A 14,852-nucleotide genomic window follows, 5' to 3' on the forward strand; every position below is an offset into this window, starting at 1 on the left:
GCCGGGCTGCTGGCGCGCTTCTCGCGCCACGGCCACGGGCCGCTGGCCAGCTCCTGGGTGACGGCGGGGGCCAACGAGGCCCTGGCGCCGGCCGTCGTGGGCGAGGTGTTCAGCGCGGCCGAGCTGCGCGCCATCGCCGGGCGCGCCGGCGTGGCCGAGGACGAGGCGCGCCGCGGCCTGGCCGCGCTGCTGCCCGCCGTGGTGGATCACTTCACCCCCACCGGCGAGCTGCCCGCCCGCGACCGGCTGCTCACCGCTCTCACCGACTACGAAAAGCGCCTGCCGCACTGAGCGGCGCGCTCATGGCGACCACGCGGCACCGCCATGCCTGCGCGCCGCGGGATCGGCTATCCCTAAAAACCCTGTGGTGCGACAGGTTACCGAGCGGTCACGGCAGTGCGGGCCGCCGGGCGCGCCAAGCTGTGGTGCCCACGCTGCGGCACATGGGGAGTCCAGGCATGTTCATCATTCCCACGATCCGGCTGGCGCTGCCGGACGAGGCGGCCCGCATCGCGCTCATGTCGCGCGAGTACATCGAGTTCGACCTGGGCTGGAGCTGGCGGCGCGGCCGCGTGCTGCAGGCCATGGCCGATCCGACCATCAACGTGGCCGTGGCCCATGCCGGCGACGGCGGCCTGCTGGGCTTCGGGATCATGGAGTACGCCGAGCAGCACGCCCACCTGGCGCTGCTGGCCGTGGCGCCGGCCTACCAGCGCCAGGGCGCGGGCGCGCGGCTCATGGGCTGGCTGGAGGCGCCGGCGCGGCTGGCGGGGCTGGAAAAGATTCGCCTGGAGGTGCGTGCCGACAACCCCGGCGCGCTGGCCTTCTACCGCCGCCTGGGCTTCGCGGCCACGGGCCGCTCGGCCGGCTACTACGGCGGCGTGATGGACGCCGTGCGCATGGAAAAAAGCCTGCGCCTGCGCTGAAGGGCCGCGGCGCCGGGCGGCGGCCCGCCCAGCGGCTTCACGCCGGCGCGGCGCGCCGGCTCATCGCCGGTCGGAGCGGGCGCACAGGTGCACGACCAGCGCGAAGCCGTTCATGGCCACGCCCAGCACGCCCAGCGTCACCAGGAATTCCTTGTACGGAAGGTTGGACGGCGCCAGCAAAAGTATCCCGATGATGTTCAGGCCCAGGCCGATGATGGCCATGGCGATCGGGTGCCTCTGGTGCAGGGTCCTGCTGGAGAGCAGCATTTTGAAATCCTTTCCCAAACCGGCCGGCGCGCCACCGGCGGGCATTTCACCAGGACCTGTCGCCGCACCTGGATTCAGGCGCGGCACCACCGGCGCATCCCGCGCCTCCAATGTCCAGCGGAGGGCGCCTCGCTGCCAATCAGGCATTAGCCGCCCCAGGCCTGGAAATTGGGGGTGCAGCGTCAAGGGCAAGCGCCGTTCCGGCACATGGCGCAATTACGCAGGATCCGGGGGTATTTCAGCGAGATGGCGCGTAAGTTGACATAACCATCATTGCAGGCTGTTTCGCCGGGGCTGCTCCGGGCGGCAGCCGACGGGCCGCTGCCGCTGCTCAGGCGTGCCGGGCTGCCCCAGGCTGCACAAGCGGCCCTGCGTACCGGTTTTTATTCCCCAGCTCGTCTATTCATGTATTGAATTATTAATTTATTGAATTCGTGTTGACTTCGAATCTTTTTTCTCGTGTTTCGGGGATATTGGTTGTTTATTGAGTAACTGCAATTTTCGATTGAAATCGTCCTGGCGCCGTTGCCCGTTTTTCAAATGGATTGCTTATCTTTTTGTATGTGAATCAACGCATTCTTTGAATGCGGTGAAGCCTGCCGTTGAAAAACCGCCGTCATTTCCGTGAATGGAAATGACGGCGGTTTTCAGGCGGTGTATTCCGCGGCTTTGTTTATTCCGCCGCCGGTGCCGGCGGCGCCTTGTCGCTCCAGAGCTGGCCGCCGCTGGCCCAGTTGTGGCGGGCCACGTCGAAGAACAGCACGTCCACGCCGTCGGCCTTGCCGCCGAGCACGCGCACGCAGGCGTCGGTCAATTCCTTGGCCAGGGCGGCCTTTTGCTCGGCCGTGCGGCCCTCGAACAGTTCAACGCGAATGGTCGGCATGGGAGTCTCCTTGGAAGGGGAAGCTGAAAAAAAAAGAAATACGGCTCGCGTTGTTCAGTCGCGAAAGCCCGGCGAGAGCCGGTCGGCGCGGCGCAGCAGCGCGGGCCACTCGGCGTCGCCGTCCCACTCGCTACCGTCGCCCACCCACTGGCGGTAGGTGCCCTCGGCCAGCGCCGCGTCGGCCACGCGCAGGCTGCCCGGCGCCGCGGCCATGGCGCGCAGTTGCGCCTGCGCGGCGCGCTCCAGGATGTGCATGAGCATGAAGGCCTCGGCCACCGTGCGGCCCACGGTGAGCGTGCCGTGGTTCTCCAGGATCAGCCCGTCAAGGGGCCCCAAGCGCTGCACCAGGCGCTGCTGCTCCTCGCCGCCCAGGGCCAGGCCCTCGTAGGCGTGGCGCCCAAGGCGGCCGTGCAGCCGCATGGCCCATTGCGAGGTGGGCAGCAGCCCGTCGGGGAGCATGGACAGCGCCACGCCCCAGGGCGCGTGCAGGTGCACCACGCACTCCACGTCGGCCCGCGCGGTATGCACGGCGCCGTGGATCGCGAAGCCGCTGGGGTTGACGCGGCGGGCGCTGCCGTCCACCACGCGGCCGTGCACGTCCACCTTCACCAGGTCGCTGGCACGCACCTCGTCGAAGGCCAGGCCGAACTCGTTGAGCAGGTAGACGCCCGGCTCGTCCGGCACGGCGGCGGAGAGATGGGTGTAGATGGTGTCGTCCCAGCCGGCCAGGGCGGCCAGCCGGTAGGCGGCGGCAAGGTCCACGCGCACCTCGCGCTCGGTGCGCGGGCGCCGTGCAGGGGATACAGCAGTCATGGCAGGGCGGATGGAGGGTCGTGGGCGTTGGGGGCACAGCCCTTGCGGCGGGCGCGCCGCGCAAGGCGCGCGCATGTTGCACCAATCGCCGCGGGCCGGTGACCTGCCCGGCATGTCCAGCGCACGCCAGCGCGCCGGCCGCAACGCCGGCGGCCCAGGATGTGGGCCGCCAACGCCGCGAGCCGGCGCACCGGGGAGCGTGAACGCCGCGCTGCGCCCGGCGGTGACGGGCCACCGGGCGGGCGCGGCGCCTGCGCTTACTTGCTGGACAAGGCCTTGATGGCCTGCTTGTCCTCCTCGTGGATCTGCTTGGCCTCGGCCTTTTGTGCCTTGTTCACGGCCTTTGCTTCCTTCTTGCAGGCCCGTTCGGCGCTGCCGTCGGCGCCGACTTCGCAGTCGGCCTTGTTGAGCTCGTGGTTGGCGTCGGCAATGTCCTTGCGGGCCTCGTACTCGCCCTTGGACTGGGTCTTGAGGTCCTTGGCCTCCTGCTTGGAGATCGCGGGCGTCTCCTGCGCCACGGCGCTCACGCCCTGGCAGGCCAGCGCGGCGGCAAAGACGGCGGCGAAAACGGTGCTCTTCATGACGGTGTTTTGAGAGAGGTTGGACACGCCTTTCCCTTGGCAAGCACCGTGCCCTGCCCCCTTGGGGCCTCCTTCCGGCACCCGCCCGGGGTGCCGCCTGCGCTTTCAGGCCACCGCCTGCAGCGCGGCGCCTTCCGCGGGCGGCAGCGGCAGCCGGCGGCCGCAGGCCAGCAGCGCCGCGTAGTCCGCCGCGGGCAGCGGGCGGCTGAACAGGTAGCCCTGCAGCTCGTCGCAGCGCTGGCGGCGCAGGAACAGCATCTGCGACTCCGTCTCCACGCCCTCGGCCACCACGCGCAGCCCCAGGCTGTGCGCCAGGCCCACCACGGCGTTGCAGATGGCGGCGCTGTCGGGGTCGGTGCCCAGGTCGCTCACGAAGGAGCGGTCGATCTTGAGGTGGTCCAGCGGGAAGCGCTTCAAGTGGCTCAGCGAGGAGTAGCCGGTGCCGAAATCGTCCAGCGACAGCCCAACGCCCAGCGAGCGCAGCCGCGTCACGGTGGCGATGGCCGACTCCACGTCGTGCATGGCCGCGCTCTCGGTGATCTCCAGGCCCAGCAGGCTGGGCCGCAGCCGCTGCTCGCGCAGCGACTGCGCCACCAGGCCCACCAGGTCCGGATGCCGGAACTGCCGCGCCGAGAGGTTCACCCCCACCTGCGGGACGTTCAGGCCCTGGTCCAGCCATTGGCGCTGCTGGCGGCAGACCTCGCGCAGCACCCACTCGCCCAGGGCGTCTATCAGTCCCGTCTCCTCGGCCAGCGGGATGAAGTCCGCGGGCGACACCATGCCCCGGCGCGGGTGGTGCCAGCGCACCAGCGCCTCCGCGCCCACCACCTCGCCGCCGCGCAGGCTCACCTGCGGCTGGTAGTGCACCAGCAGCTCGCCGCGCTCCAGGGCGCGGCGCAGGTCGGCCTCCAGCGCCAGCCGCGCGGCCACGCGCTGGTTCATCTCCGGCGCGAAGAAGTGGAAGCGGTGGCCGCCGGCGGCCTTGGCATGGCCCATGGCGGTGTCGGCGTTGCGCAGCAGCGCGGCCAGCTCCTGCGCGTCGTCGGGGAACAGGCTCACGCCTATGGAGGCCGCGGGGCGCAGCTCGCAGCCGTCGAGCACCTGCGGCTCGGCGATCTCCTTGAGCAGCGCCGCGGCCACGCCCGCGGCGTCGGCGGCGCTGCGGATGTCCTTGAGCAGCACCACGAACTCGTCGCTGCCCAGCCGCGCCACGGTGTCGCACTCGCGCACCGAGCCCTGCAGCCGCCGCGCCACGCTGCACAGCAACTGGTCGCCGCTGTGGTGGCCCAGCGTGTCGTTGACGAGCTTGAAGCGGTCCAGGTCCAGCAGCATCACCGCCACGCGCTTGTCCTGGCGCCGCGCGTCGGCCATGGACTGCTGCAGCCGCGCGTGCAGCGTCACGCGGTTGGCCAGCCCGGTGAGGGTGTCGAAGGCGGCCTGGTGCTCCAGCTGGCGCTGCACGCGCTGGCGCTCGGCCGCCTCGCGCAGGCTGGCGATGCCGTAGGCCAGGTCGTCGGCCAGCTCGGTGAGCACCTTGATCTCCTGCGCGTCGAAGGCGTCCACCTCCTGCGCGTAGATGCACAGCACGCCCAGCACGCCGGCGCGGGCGCGCAGCGGCAGCGCGATGCACGAGGCCAGGCCGCGCTCGCGCGCCGCGCCGTGCCAGGGCGCGAGCGTGGCGTCGGCGGCGATGTCGCGCACCAGCAGCACGCGCGCGTCGCGCACGGCGGCGCCGGCAATGCCGTGGCGCTGCGCCGCGTCGTCCCAGCTCAGGGCCAGGCCGTCCACGTAGTCCTTGTCCACGCCGGCCAGGGCCAGCGGCGCGATGCTGCGGCGCGGGTCATGGCGCGCCTCGCCCACCCAGGCCAGCCGGTAGCCGCCCATCTCCACGACGTGGCGGCAGATGAGCTGCACCAGCTCGGCCTCGTCGGTGGCGCGCACCAGCGTCTCGTTGCACTGGCTGAGCACGCGCAGCGTGCGGTTGACGCGGCGCAGCTCGGCGGCCTGGTCGGCCTGGTCGGCCTGCGCCTTTTGCAGCGCGTCGGCCATGCGGTTGAGCGAGGCGGCCATGCTGCCGAGCTCGCTGCGGTCCTGCACCGGCAGCCGCGCCTGCAGGTCACCCGCGGCCACGCGGCCGGCGAAGTGCATGCACGCGCGCAGGGCGCGGTCTATGCCGCGGCCCACGCGCAGCACCACGGCCGTGCCCAGCAGCAGGGCCACCAGGGCCGACGCGGCCACCGCCCACTGCGTGGCACGGCCCAAGTCGTCCAGCATGGTGTGGGTGGCCTGGTCGGCGGCGGCGGCGCGCAGCGCCAGGCGGTCCAGCAGCGGCTCCACGGTGTGCGCGGCGGCCAGGTAGCGCTGGCAGGCCTCGTCGATGGCGGCTTCCACGGCCACGTAGTCGGCGAAGCTGCGCTGGTAGTCGCCGGCCAGGCGCAGCAGCTCCTGGCGCTGCGCAGGTGCGAGCGCGGCCTGGGCCATCGCGGCCTGCAGTTGCGAGGCCAGCGCTTCGAAGCGGTCGGCCGGGATGCGCGTGTGCAGCAGGATGAAGTTCTTCTCGGCGCGGCGCAGTTGCAGCAGCAGCATGGGCAGCGGCGCGGGGCTGTCCTGCAGCAGCGCTTCCAGCGCCTGCGCGCTTTGCAGCATGCGGCCCTCCAGGCCGGCGTCGCGCCGGCCCAGCCGGCCGTACAGCTCCACCACCAGCAGGAAGCCCTTTTCGTACTGCTGCGCGGCGTTGTGCACGTCGGCGGCCTCGGCGGCCACGGCCGGGTCGCGGGTGAGCGAGCGCACCTCGGCCATGGCCCGCCCCAGGCCGGTCAGCTGGTCCTGCAGCAGCGTGGCGTAGCGCGCACGCGCCTCCTCCCAGCCGTACTCGCGCACGCGCAGCAGGAAATCCTTTTCGCTGCGCCGCGCGCGCAGCAGCTCGGCGCGGGCGTCGGCGGTGAGCTCGGCGATGCGGTTGTCGCCGTTCAGGAAGTCGTCCATCGCCCGCTGCGCATGCCGCTGGCTCAGCAGCGAGATGCCGTCGGCCGTGAGCGTGAGCAGCAGCAGCACGGCAAAGCCGCTCAACAGCCGCGCGCGCAGGCTCCAGCCGGCCACGGCGTGGCGCAAGCGGACGAGGCTTTCGCGCAGCATGGGGGGTCCTCAGTCCAGGTAGGGCACGAAGCCGTGCGCCACGATCAGGTCCGTGACCTGCGAGGACGCGCAAAACGCGATGAAGGCCTGCGACAGCGCACCGGGCTGCCCGCGCGTCACCAGCCCCAGCGGCCGCACCAACGGGTAGTCGCCGCGCGCCACGTTGCGGCTGGTGGCGGCGATGTCCTCGTCGGCCAGCAGCCGCAAGGCGGCGCCGGCCTGGCGGCTGCGCTCGGCCTCGCCCACGGAGACGAAGGCGATGGCGTTGCGGTGCGCCTGCACCGCCTGCAGCCGCTCGGCGTTGTCGCCCACGGTGTGCTGCGCCCGGAGCTGCTCCAGCGGCAGCTTGAAATGCTGCGCCACCAGCGCCGGCGAGCCGTGCTCGCCGCGGGCCGGGGCGATGCTCAGGATGGGCTCGTCGCGCCCGCCCAAGGGCTTCCAGTTCGTCACCCGGCCGCTGTAGATGGCCGCCACCTGCGCGTGGCTGAGCGACGTCACGGGGTTGTCGGCATGGACGACCAGGGCCAGGCCGTCGCGCGCGATGGGCAGGTAGCGCAGGTCCTGCTCGTCGCCGCGCAGCATGCGCGAGACCATGGCCACCTGCGCCTGGCCGGCACGCACGTCGGCCAGCCCGCGGCTGGAGTTGCTGTCGCCGACGTCCACGCGCACGCCCGCATGCTGCTGCTCGAAGCGCCGCGCCATGGCCTGCACCAGCGGCGCCATGGTGTTGGAGCCGCTGACCACCAGCACGGCGGGCGCCGGGCGCGGCTGCGCCTCGCCGGCACCGTGCCGGGTGAACAGCAGCAGCCCCGCGAGCAGGGCGGCGGCAAGCAGGAGAAGCTTTTTCATCCCTCTTCGTTGTTGTTGGTGGAGGCTAGGCCCGCCGGGCCGGGGCAGCGTTGTGCCTGGAGACGGACACACCACGGCGGCCCCGATATTCCGGGCCGTCGTGCGTAACTTCGTTGCAGCATCGTCAACACCGGGTCTTGGGGGGGCAATAAGTCACGCGGCTGCCGGGAACCTCGCCGGCATTTGCCGCGTCGCCGCCCGGCCCGGGAAATATCCTGAATACCCGGATAAATCCCGGGTCATTAGGCGTTTTTCACAAACAGGCTCCCATCGCAGACAACTCTGGCGACGCAACGATTAATGCCGTCAAGGACGAAGTTGATGGTGTTGAAACCAGTTGTCCCGTGATTTAAAAAATATGCTTCAAGTATTTTGACTGCGGCGCGAGAACAGGTTTTCATTGACAAATAGGAGGCGGCGGCAGCCAATCAGCCCGCCCAAGCATGGTGCGGCGTGCTTGCGGATTCACAGACAAAAGACCCACAGGGATGCAGCGCAAGTTCAATGCGAGGAGACGTCATGTCCAATTTGCAGCTTGAATCCTGTCGGTTCACTATTTACATCCGTCCGCTGGCGGCGGGGTCGGCGATGTTGTGCGCGGCGGGCCTGGCGGCCGGCCTGGCCGCATTGCCGGCGGCCGCGGCACCCGGCGAGCAGGGTATGGGGGCCGGGGTGCGTTCTGAAAGCACGGACACGTATTACGTGTATCCCGGACGGCCGCGCGTCTGGCTGTCGCGCCACGGCAATCTCACCCGTTTCGAAGGTCCGGCCGGTTATGACCATATTGGCGGCGGCACGGTCGGCGAGGGTTATGTGCTTTGCTACAACAGCCGCATCGCCTACGACGTGGGTTATACCGAATCGGGTTTCGGCACTTCCACGGCCAGTTGCAGCGGCAGTACCTGCACGGTGACGCGCACCACCACCGATGGTTTGTTCCGGCTGCGCCAGGTCATTTCCAAGGACACGGTGCAGCGGGCGGTCACCATAGAAATGACCTTGACGAAACTGGGCCAGACCACGGCCAGCAACGTCACCCTGCGCCGCCAGGTCGATTTCGACGTTGACGCCAGCGGCAGCCTGGGGTCGAACAATTTCACGAGCTGGTTTGGCGCCACGGAGCGCGAATCGGCATTTGCCTGGAATCCGGCCAATTACACCGCCAACGAGGGGCACATGATCATGCTGCGGCACCTGGAGCGCGTCCCGTCCTACGTGCCCTACACCGCCAAGGTGACCTTCTCCATCCTGGACACCAGTTGCAACCCGACCAACGCCGCCGCCTATGGGCCGGTGGAAGGCGACTACGGCGCCACCATCCAATACAACGTGGGCTCCATGGGCCAGGGCGCGGTCTTCACGGGCCGGGTGCAGTACCTGCGCAACTGAGGCCGCAAGCGGCCGGCGCGCCGGGCGCCGGCCCCGTTGCCCCACCAGTGGCAACAAAAGGTGTGGCCTGCGCCATAAGCCACGCTTGGCGCCGGCGGCGGCCAACGGCAAGAAGAAAAACGCCGCCGGCTGCAGAGAATCCGCGCTCCCTACCGGCCCCGGGCCCGCCAGGAGCCGATTTGCCCCTCCCGACCCTCAACGAATCCGAACGGCTGCGCGCGCTGCGCGAGCTCGACATCCTGGACTCCGCCCCGGAGCGCGAGTTCGACGCCCTGGCCCAAGCCGCCGCGGCGGTGTGCGACGTGCCCGTCGCCCTGGTCACGCTGGTGGACGCGCACCGCGTGTGGCTCAAGGCCCGCGTGGGTCCGGTGCAGCTCTGCGAGCTGCCGCGCGGGCAAAGCGTGTGCAACCACACCATCGAGCAAGGCGGGCTGCTGGAGGTGGAGGACACCGCGGCCGACGAGCGCTTTGCCCGGCTGCCCCCCTCAACACCGGCAAGGGGCTGCGCTTTTACGCCGGACTGCCGCTGGAGCTTGACGGCGGCGAGCGCGTGGGCGTGCTGTGCGTGCTGGACGAGCGCCCGCGCCGCCTGAGCGCCACGCAGCGCGAGGTGCTGCACCACCTGGCCACGGCGGTCTCTCGCGCGCTCAAGGGGCGGCGCGCGCTGCTGTCCGAGCGCGCGCTGCGCGAGCAGGCCTGGCATGCGCAGGCGCTGCTGCAAAGCAGCCTGGACGCCATCGTCGCGCTGCGGCTGGACGGCACGGTCATGCACTGGAACGAGGCGGCCACGCGGCTGTTCGGCCACGCGGCGGCCGACATGCTGGGCCAGCCCATCGCCCGCATCGTCCCGGCCGATCGCGCCGGGGAGCAGGCCGACCTGGCGGCGCTGCTGCGCGAGCACCCCGCGGGCCAGCAGTACGAGACGCAGCGGCTGCACCGCGACGGGCAGCCCATCGCCGTCTCGGTGAGCCTGGCGCCGCTGCGCGACCCGCAAGGCGTGCTGGTGGGCGCCACCAAGATCATCCGCGACATCCGCGCCCAGGCCCGCGCCGCGCAGGAGCTGCAGGACGAGCGCCGGCGGCTGGCCTGGATCATCGAGGCCACGGCCGCGGGCACCTGGGAGTGGAACGTGCAGACCGGCCAGACGCGCTTCAACGAGCGCTGGGCCGGCATCCTGGGCCGCACGCTGGACGAACTGGCCCCCATCTCCATACAGACCTGGCTGGACCACGCCCACCCCGAGGACCTGCAGCGTTCCGCGGCGCTGCTGCAGCGCCACTTCGACGGCGAGACCGAGACCTACGACTGCGAGGCGCGCATGCGCCACCGCGACGGCCACTGGGTGTGGGTGCTGGTGCGCGGCCGCGTCATGACGCGCACGGCCGACGGGCTGCCGCAGTGGATGTTCGGCACGCACGTGGACATCACCTCGCTGCACCGCCTCAACGAGGAGCTGCGCCACCGCGCCGCGCACGACGCGCTCACCGGGCTGCCCAACCGCACGGAGTTCGAGACGCGGCTGCAGCGGCTGCTGCACCGCTGCGCGGGCGACGGCACGCGCCACGCGCTCATGTACCTGGACCTGGACCAGTTCAAGCTCGTCAACGACGCCTGCGGCCACGCCGCCGGCGACCGGCTGCTGCAGCAGGTGGCGCGGCTGCTGTCCGGCTCGATGCGCTCGCGCGACACGCTCGCGCGCCTGGGCGGCGACGAGTTCGGCCTGCTGCTGGAGCACTGCGACGAGGCGCACGCGCAGCGCGTGGCGCAGCAGATCTGCCAGCGCATGGACGACTTCCGCTTCAGTTGCGAGGAGCAGCGCTTTCGCATCGGCGCCAGCATCGGCCTGGTGCCGGTGGACGCGCGCTGGGGGTCGCTGGCCGCGGTGATGCAGGCGGCCGACACCTCCTGCTACGCGGCCAAGGAGGCCGGGCGCAACCGCGTGCACCGCTGGCACGACAGCGACGCGGCGCTGCGCGCCCGCCAGGGCGAGATGCAACTGGCCACGCGGCTGGAGCAGGCGCTGGACGAGGACCGCTTCGTCCTCTACGCCCAGCGCATCGAGCCCTTGGGTGAGGCCGGGCCGGGCGGCGCCCTGCATGCGGAGCTGCTGCTGCGGCTGCTGGAGCGCGACGGCACGGTGGTGGCGCCGGGGGGCTTCCTGCCGGCGGCCGAGCGCTTCCAGCTGGCGCCGCGCATCGACCGCTGGGTGCTCACGCGCACGCTGGCGCTGCTGCGCGCGCTACCGGACCTCTCGGTGGTGGACATGCTGTGCGTGAACCTCTCCGGGCAGTCGGTGGGCGACCGCGCCTTCCAGGGCGACGCGCTGGCGGCGCTGGAGGCGGCCGGGCCGCTGCTGTGCCGGCGGCTGTGCCTGGAGATCACGGAGACGGCGGCCGTGACCAACATCGCCGAGGCGTCGGCCTTCATCGCGCAGGCGCGCGCGCTGGGCCTGCGCATCGCGCTGGACGACTTCGGCGCCGGGGCCTCGTCCTTCGGCTACCTGAAGTCGCTCCAGATCGACCTGCTCAAGATCGACGGGCAGTTCGTCCGCAACCTGGTGGACGACCCGCTGGACGACGCCGCCGTGCGCTGCTTCCAGCAGGTGGCGCGCGTGGTGGGCGTGCAGACGGTGGCCGAGTTCGTGGACAGCCCGGCGGTGCTGCAGCGGCTCCAGGAGATAGGCGTGGACCACGCGCAGGGGTATTTGCTGCACAAGCCGCAGCCGGTGGCGCAGGTGCTGCAGGGCGGGACGTCGGCACCCGCCTTGTAGGCAGCCCCCGCGTACACGGTGTTAGACGGTCTAACACCTGCCGTTGGGCGCCGCAGCGCCGCCGGGTGCAAACGGTCCAGCTGCTCCCGCTCCATGCCTCCAAGGCATGAACTGCAACACCATTGATATTGGACAGGCCAGAGGGCGGCGACCAACATGGCGCCATCGTTCAGCCATACCTGCCATGCATCCAGCTCCAGCCTTCGTGACGCCCCGCATGCCGGTCTCCGGCCGCCCGGGGCCGCGCCGGCCGCTGCGCAGGGCAGCGCCGCCGCACCCACGCAGCGGCTGAGCCGCCCGCAAGCACCAAGCCCTTTCACCCGTGCCGCGGCCCCGGGTGCGCCGCCGCATGGCCGACCCGCGCCATTCACCAGGAGACAAGCCATGACAACGACCCCCTGCATCATCACCGTGGCCATCACCGGCTCGCTGCCGCAAAAGCGCGACAACCCCGCCGTGCCCATCACGGTGGCCGAGCAGATCGAGTCCACGCACGAGGCCTTCGAAGCGGGCGCCACCCTGGTGCACCTGCACGTGCGCAACGACGACGGGACGACCACCTCTTCCCCCAAGCGCTTCGCGCAGGTGATGGACGGCATCCGCCGCCACTGCCCCGGCATGATCGTCCAGTTCTCCACGGGCGGGCGCTCCGGCGCCGGGCGCGAGCGCGGCGCGCACCTGGCGCTGCGCCCGGACATGGGCTCGCTGGCCACCGGCTCGGTGAACTTCCCCACGCGGGTCTACGACAACGCGCCGGACCTGGTGGAGTGGCTCGCCACCGAGATGCGCGAGCACCACATCAAGCCGGAGATCGAGGCTTTCGACCTGTCCATGGTGTTCCAGGCCGCGCGGCTGCAGCGCGAAGGCTTCATCCGCGGCCCGCTGCACGTGCAGTTCGTGATGGGCATCAGGAACGCCATGCCGGTGGACCGCGAGGTGCTGGAGTTCTACGTGCGCACGCTGCAGCGCGTGGCCCCGGGCTCGACCTGGACGGGCGCGGGCATCGGCCGCGACCAGATGACGCTGGCGCGCTGGTCGCTGGAGCTCGGCGGCCACTGCCGCACCGGCATGGAAGACAACGTGCGCCTGGACAAGGACACCCTGGCCCCCTCCAACGCCGCGCTGGTGCGCGCCGTGGTGCAGCTGTGCGAGGAGCACCACCGCCCCGTGGCCACGCCGGCACAGGCGCGGCAACTGCTGGGCTTGAGCTGAAGCCGCGCCCTCGCCATGAGCAGCACTTTTGAATTCACGCGCAGCCTGCCGCGCCTGCACTACCGGGTGCAGGGCCCGCGCGCGGGCGGCCTGCCGCAGCAGACCTTCGTCTTGGCCCACGCGCTGGGCTGCGACCTGACCCTGTGGGACGCGCTGGCCGACCACCTGGCCGAGCACGCCTGCGTGGTGCGCTACGACCAGCGCGGCCACGGCGCGAGCGACGCGCCCGCCGGCTCCTACGCCATGGCGCAACTGGCCGACGACGCGGCCCGCCTCATCGCCGAGCTGGCGCTGGGCCCGGTGACCTGGGTGGGCCTGTCCCTGGGCGGCATGGTCGGCCAGGAGCTGGCGCTGCGGCACCCGCAGTGCGTGCAGGCGCTGGTGCTGGCCAACACGACCTCGTCCTACCCGGCCGAGGCGCGCGCGGGTTGGGCGCAGCGCATCGCCGGCATACGCGCGGGCGGGCTGGAGGCCATCGTGGACGGCGCGCTGCAGCGCTGGTTCCACGCGGACTTCCATGCCGCGCAGCCCGGCGTGGTGGCGCATTGGCGCGAGCGCGTGCTCGGCTGCGACGCGGCGGGCTACGTGGCCTGCTGCCAGGCCATCGCGGCCGTGGACACCACCGCGCGGCTGCCGCGCATCGAGGTGCCCGCGCTGGTGATGGCCGGCGCGCTGGACCAGGGCACGCCCGTGGCCATGGCCGCCACCATCGCGCGCGGCATTCCCGGCGCGCGGCTGGTGGTGCTGCCGGACGCCTCGCACCTGAGCGTGCTGGAGCAGCCGGTGGCGTTCAAGGAAGCGCTGCAGGACTGGCTGCAGGCCGTGGCGGCCTGAGCGCCCTGCCCGCCCCCTGTGCTTTCCAACGCCCGCCCCGCAGCGGGCGTTTTCGCTTGCGCCTGCGCTCGCGGTTGCAAGCTGCTGGAGGATGAAACCATGCCCGGACGCGACTGGTCCGTTTCCGCCGTCACGGCGGGTTTCCTGGCGGTGCTGATTTCCTACGCCGGCCCGCTGCTGATCTTTTTCCAGGCGGCGCAGGCCGCGCACGCGCCGCCCGCGCTCACGGCCTCGTGGGTGTGGGCCATTTCCATGGGCGCGGCCGCGGCGGGCATGGCCTTGAGCTGGTGGCTGCGGGTGCCGGTGATCACGGCCTGGTCCGCGCCGGGCACGGCCTTGTTGATCACGCTGTTCCCGGCGCTGCCGCTGGCCGAGGCGGTGGGGGCCTACCTCACGGCCGCCGCCATCGTGGTGGCGGTGGGCCTCACCGGCAGCTTCGACGCGCTGATGCGCCGCATCCCGCGCGGCGTGTGCGCGGGGATGATGGCCGGCATCCTCTTTCCCTTCGGCCTGCGCGCGTTCAAGGCGGCGGAGTCCATGCCGCTGCTGACGCTGTGCATGCTGGCGGGCTTCCTGCTGGCGCGGCGCTGGTGGCCGCGCTACCACCTGGTGGCGACGCTGGCGCTGGGCGTGGCGCTGACGGCGGCGCTGGGCGAAGGCGACTGGTCGGCGCTGCGGCTGGAGCTGGCCCACCCGGTGTTCACCGCGCCGGCGTGGAGCTGGGCCTCGACGCTGAGCCTGGCCTTGCCGCTGGCGATGGTGAGCCTCACGGGGCAGTTCCTGCCCGGCATGGTCATCCTGCGCGGCGCGGGCTACGCCACGCCGGCGCGGCCGGTGCTGGTGGCCACGGGCCTGGCCTCGCTGGCCATGGCGCCGTTCGGCGGCATCACCACGGTGCTGGCGGCCATCACGGCGGCGCTGTGCACGGGGCGCGAGGCGCACGAGGACCCGGCGCGCCGCTGGGTGGCGGGCGTGGCCAACGGGCTGTTCTACCTGGTGGGCGGCACGCTGGCGGGCAGCATCATCGCCCTCTTCACGGCACTGCCGGCGCAGTTCGTGGCCGTGTTGGCGGGGCTGGCGCTGCTGGGAGCCATTGCCGCCAACGTGCAGGCCGCCATGGCCGACGCCCAGCAGCGCGAGGGCGCGCTCGTGGCCTTCCTCGCCACGGCGTCGGGCCTGACCCTCTTCGGCCT

General features: G+C 71.5%; 14 protein-coding genes. 8 read left to right on the forward strand and 6 right to left on the reverse strand.

Annotated features, from left to right (window positions below):
• Both SM757_RS33230 and SM757_RS33235 read left to right on the forward strand, forming a co-directional pair.
• Nucleotides 1-291, forward strand: a 291-nt coding sequence (locus tag SM757_RS33230; protein ID WP_322468607.1) for a YidB family protein, incomplete at its 5' end; no start/stop codon positions are given.
• A 167-nt stretch (nt 292-458) separates the two neighbouring features.
• Entirely contained in the window at nt 459-926 is a 468-nt protein-coding gene (locus tag SM757_RS33235) for a GNAT family N-acetyltransferase (protein ID WP_322468608.1), read from the forward strand.
• 60 nt (nt 927-986) lie between these two features.
• Here SM757_RS33235 and SM757_RS33240 read toward each other — a convergent pair whose 3' ends face one another.
• The 6 genes from SM757_RS33240 to SM757_RS33265 all read right to left on the reverse strand — a co-directional run bounded on the left by SM757_RS33240 (nt 987) and on the right by SM757_RS33265 (nt 7,454).
• A complete protein-coding gene (locus SM757_RS33240) occupies nt 987-1,193 on the reverse strand; it encodes a hypothetical protein (RefSeq protein ID WP_157119132.1) in 207 nt (68 codons plus the stop codon).
• A gap of 673 nt (nt 1,194-1,866) precedes the next feature.
• Complete coding sequence (locus SM757_RS33245; protein ID WP_066339947.1) at nt 1,867-2,076, reverse strand: 4-oxalocrotonate tautomerase; 210 nt, start codon at nt 2,074-2,076, stop codon at nt 1,867-1,869.
• A gap of 54 nt (nt 2,077-2,130) precedes the next feature.
• Entirely contained in the window at nt 2,131-2,889 is a 759-nt protein-coding gene (locus tag SM757_RS33250; protein WP_322468609.1) for a class II aldolase/adducin family protein, read from the reverse strand.
• A gap of 257 nt (nt 2,890-3,146) precedes the next feature.
• Nucleotides 3,147-3,470: a hypothetical protein gene (locus SM757_RS33255; protein WP_066339952.1), complete on the reverse strand. Its 324-nt coding sequence runs from the start codon at nt 3,468-3,470 to the stop codon at nt 3,147-3,149.
• Nucleotides 3,471-3,575: 105 nt separating this feature from the next.
• Nucleotides 3,576-6,605, reverse strand: a complete 3,030-nt coding sequence (locus SM757_RS33260; RefSeq protein ID WP_322468610.1) for an EAL domain-containing protein — start codon at nt 6,603-6,605, stop codon at nt 3,576-3,578.
• A gap of 9 nt (nt 6,606-6,614) precedes the next feature.
• Entirely contained in the window at nt 6,615-7,454 is an 840-nt protein-coding gene (locus SM757_RS33265; protein ID WP_322468611.1) for a phosphate ABC transporter substrate-binding protein, read from the reverse strand.
• Between the two features lie 519 nt (nt 7,455-7,973).
• On the opposite strand from SM757_RS33265, the gene SM757_RS33270 reads away from it, so the two are divergent.
• The 6 genes from SM757_RS33270 to SM757_RS33295 form a co-directional block, all read left to right on the forward strand.
• Nucleotides 7,974-8,843 carry a hypothetical protein gene (locus SM757_RS33270; protein ID WP_322468612.1) on the forward strand — a complete coding sequence of 290 codons (870 nt, stop codon included), beginning with the start codon at nt 7,974-7,976 and terminating at the stop codon, nt 8,841-8,843.
• Between the two features lie 179 nt (nt 8,844-9,022).
• On the forward strand, nt 9,023-9,436 hold the full coding sequence (locus SM757_RS33275) for a hypothetical protein (RefSeq protein WP_322468613.1): 414 nt from the start codon (nt 9,023-9,025) through the stop codon (nt 9,434-9,436).
• Nucleotides 9,394-11,613, forward strand: a complete 2,220-nt coding sequence (locus SM757_RS33280) for a putative bifunctional diguanylate cyclase/phosphodiesterase (RefSeq protein ID WP_322468614.1) — start codon at nt 9,394-9,396, stop codon at nt 11,611-11,613. The genes SM757_RS33275 and SM757_RS33280 overlap by 43 nt, the downstream gene beginning before the upstream one ends.
• A gap of 384 nt (nt 11,614-11,997) precedes the next feature.
• The gene (locus SM757_RS33285; RefSeq protein ID WP_322468615.1) at nt 11,998-12,825 is read left to right on the forward strand and encodes a BKACE family enzyme; all 828 of its coding nucleotides are present in this window, start codon (nt 11,998-12,000) and stop codon (nt 12,823-12,825) included.
• Nucleotides 12,826-12,840: 15 nt separating this feature from the next.
• Complete coding sequence (locus tag SM757_RS33290; RefSeq protein ID WP_322468616.1) at nt 12,841-13,659, forward strand: alpha/beta fold hydrolase; 819 nt, start codon at nt 12,841-12,843, stop codon at nt 13,657-13,659.
• Nucleotides 13,660-13,758: 99 nt separating this feature from the next.
• A partial coding sequence (locus SM757_RS33295) for a benzoate/H(+) symporter BenE family transporter (RefSeq protein ID WP_322468617.1) occupies nt 13,759-14,852 on the forward strand: 1,094 nt, incomplete at its 3' end.

The organism is Azohydromonas lata (genome assembly GCF_034427735.1).
In the GTDB taxonomy this organism is placed as follows: domain Bacteria; phylum Pseudomonadota; class Gammaproteobacteria; order Burkholderiales; family Burkholderiaceae_C; genus Azohydromonas; species Azohydromonas lata.

What these genes read in the sequence shown, in the direction of transcription:
- SM757_RS33270 (WP_322468612.1), top strand. Translation starts at nt 7,974, where the DNA reads ATGTCCAATTTGCAGCTTGAATCCTGTCGGTTCACTATTTACATCCGT.
- SM757_RS33245 (WP_066339947.1), bottom strand. Translation starts at nt 2,076, where the DNA reads ATGCCGACCATTCGCGTTGAACTGTTCGAGGGCCGCACGGCCGAGCAA.
- SM757_RS33240 (WP_157119132.1), bottom strand. Translation starts at nt 1,193, where the DNA reads ATGCTGCTCTCCAGCAGGACCCTGCACCAGAGGCACCCGATCGCCATG.
- SM757_RS33285 (WP_322468615.1), top strand. Translation starts at nt 11,998, where the DNA reads ATGACAACGACCCCCTGCATCATCACCGTGGCCATCACCGGCTCGCTG.
- SM757_RS33265 (WP_322468611.1), bottom strand. Translation starts at nt 7,454, where the DNA reads ATGAAAAAGCTTCTCCTGCTTGCCGCCGCCCTGCTCGCGGGGCTGCTG.
- SM757_RS33260 (WP_322468610.1), bottom strand. Translation starts at nt 6,605, where the DNA reads ATGCTGCGCGAAAGCCTCGTCCGCTTGCGCCACGCCGTGGCCGGCTGG.
- SM757_RS33290 (WP_322468616.1), top strand. Translation starts at nt 12,841, where the DNA reads ATGAGCAGCACTTTTGAATTCACGCGCAGCCTGCCGCGCCTGCACTAC.
- SM757_RS33235 (WP_322468608.1), top strand. Translation starts at nt 459, where the DNA reads ATGTTCATCATTCCCACGATCCGGCTGGCGCTGCCGGACGAGGCGGCC.
- SM757_RS33255 (WP_066339952.1), bottom strand. Translation starts at nt 3,470, where the DNA reads ATGAAGAGCACCGTTTTCGCCGCCGTCTTTGCCGCCGCGCTGGCCTGC.
- SM757_RS33250 (WP_322468609.1), bottom strand. Translation starts at nt 2,889, where the DNA reads ATGACTGCTGTATCCCCTGCACGGCGCCCGCGCACCGAGCGCGAGGTG.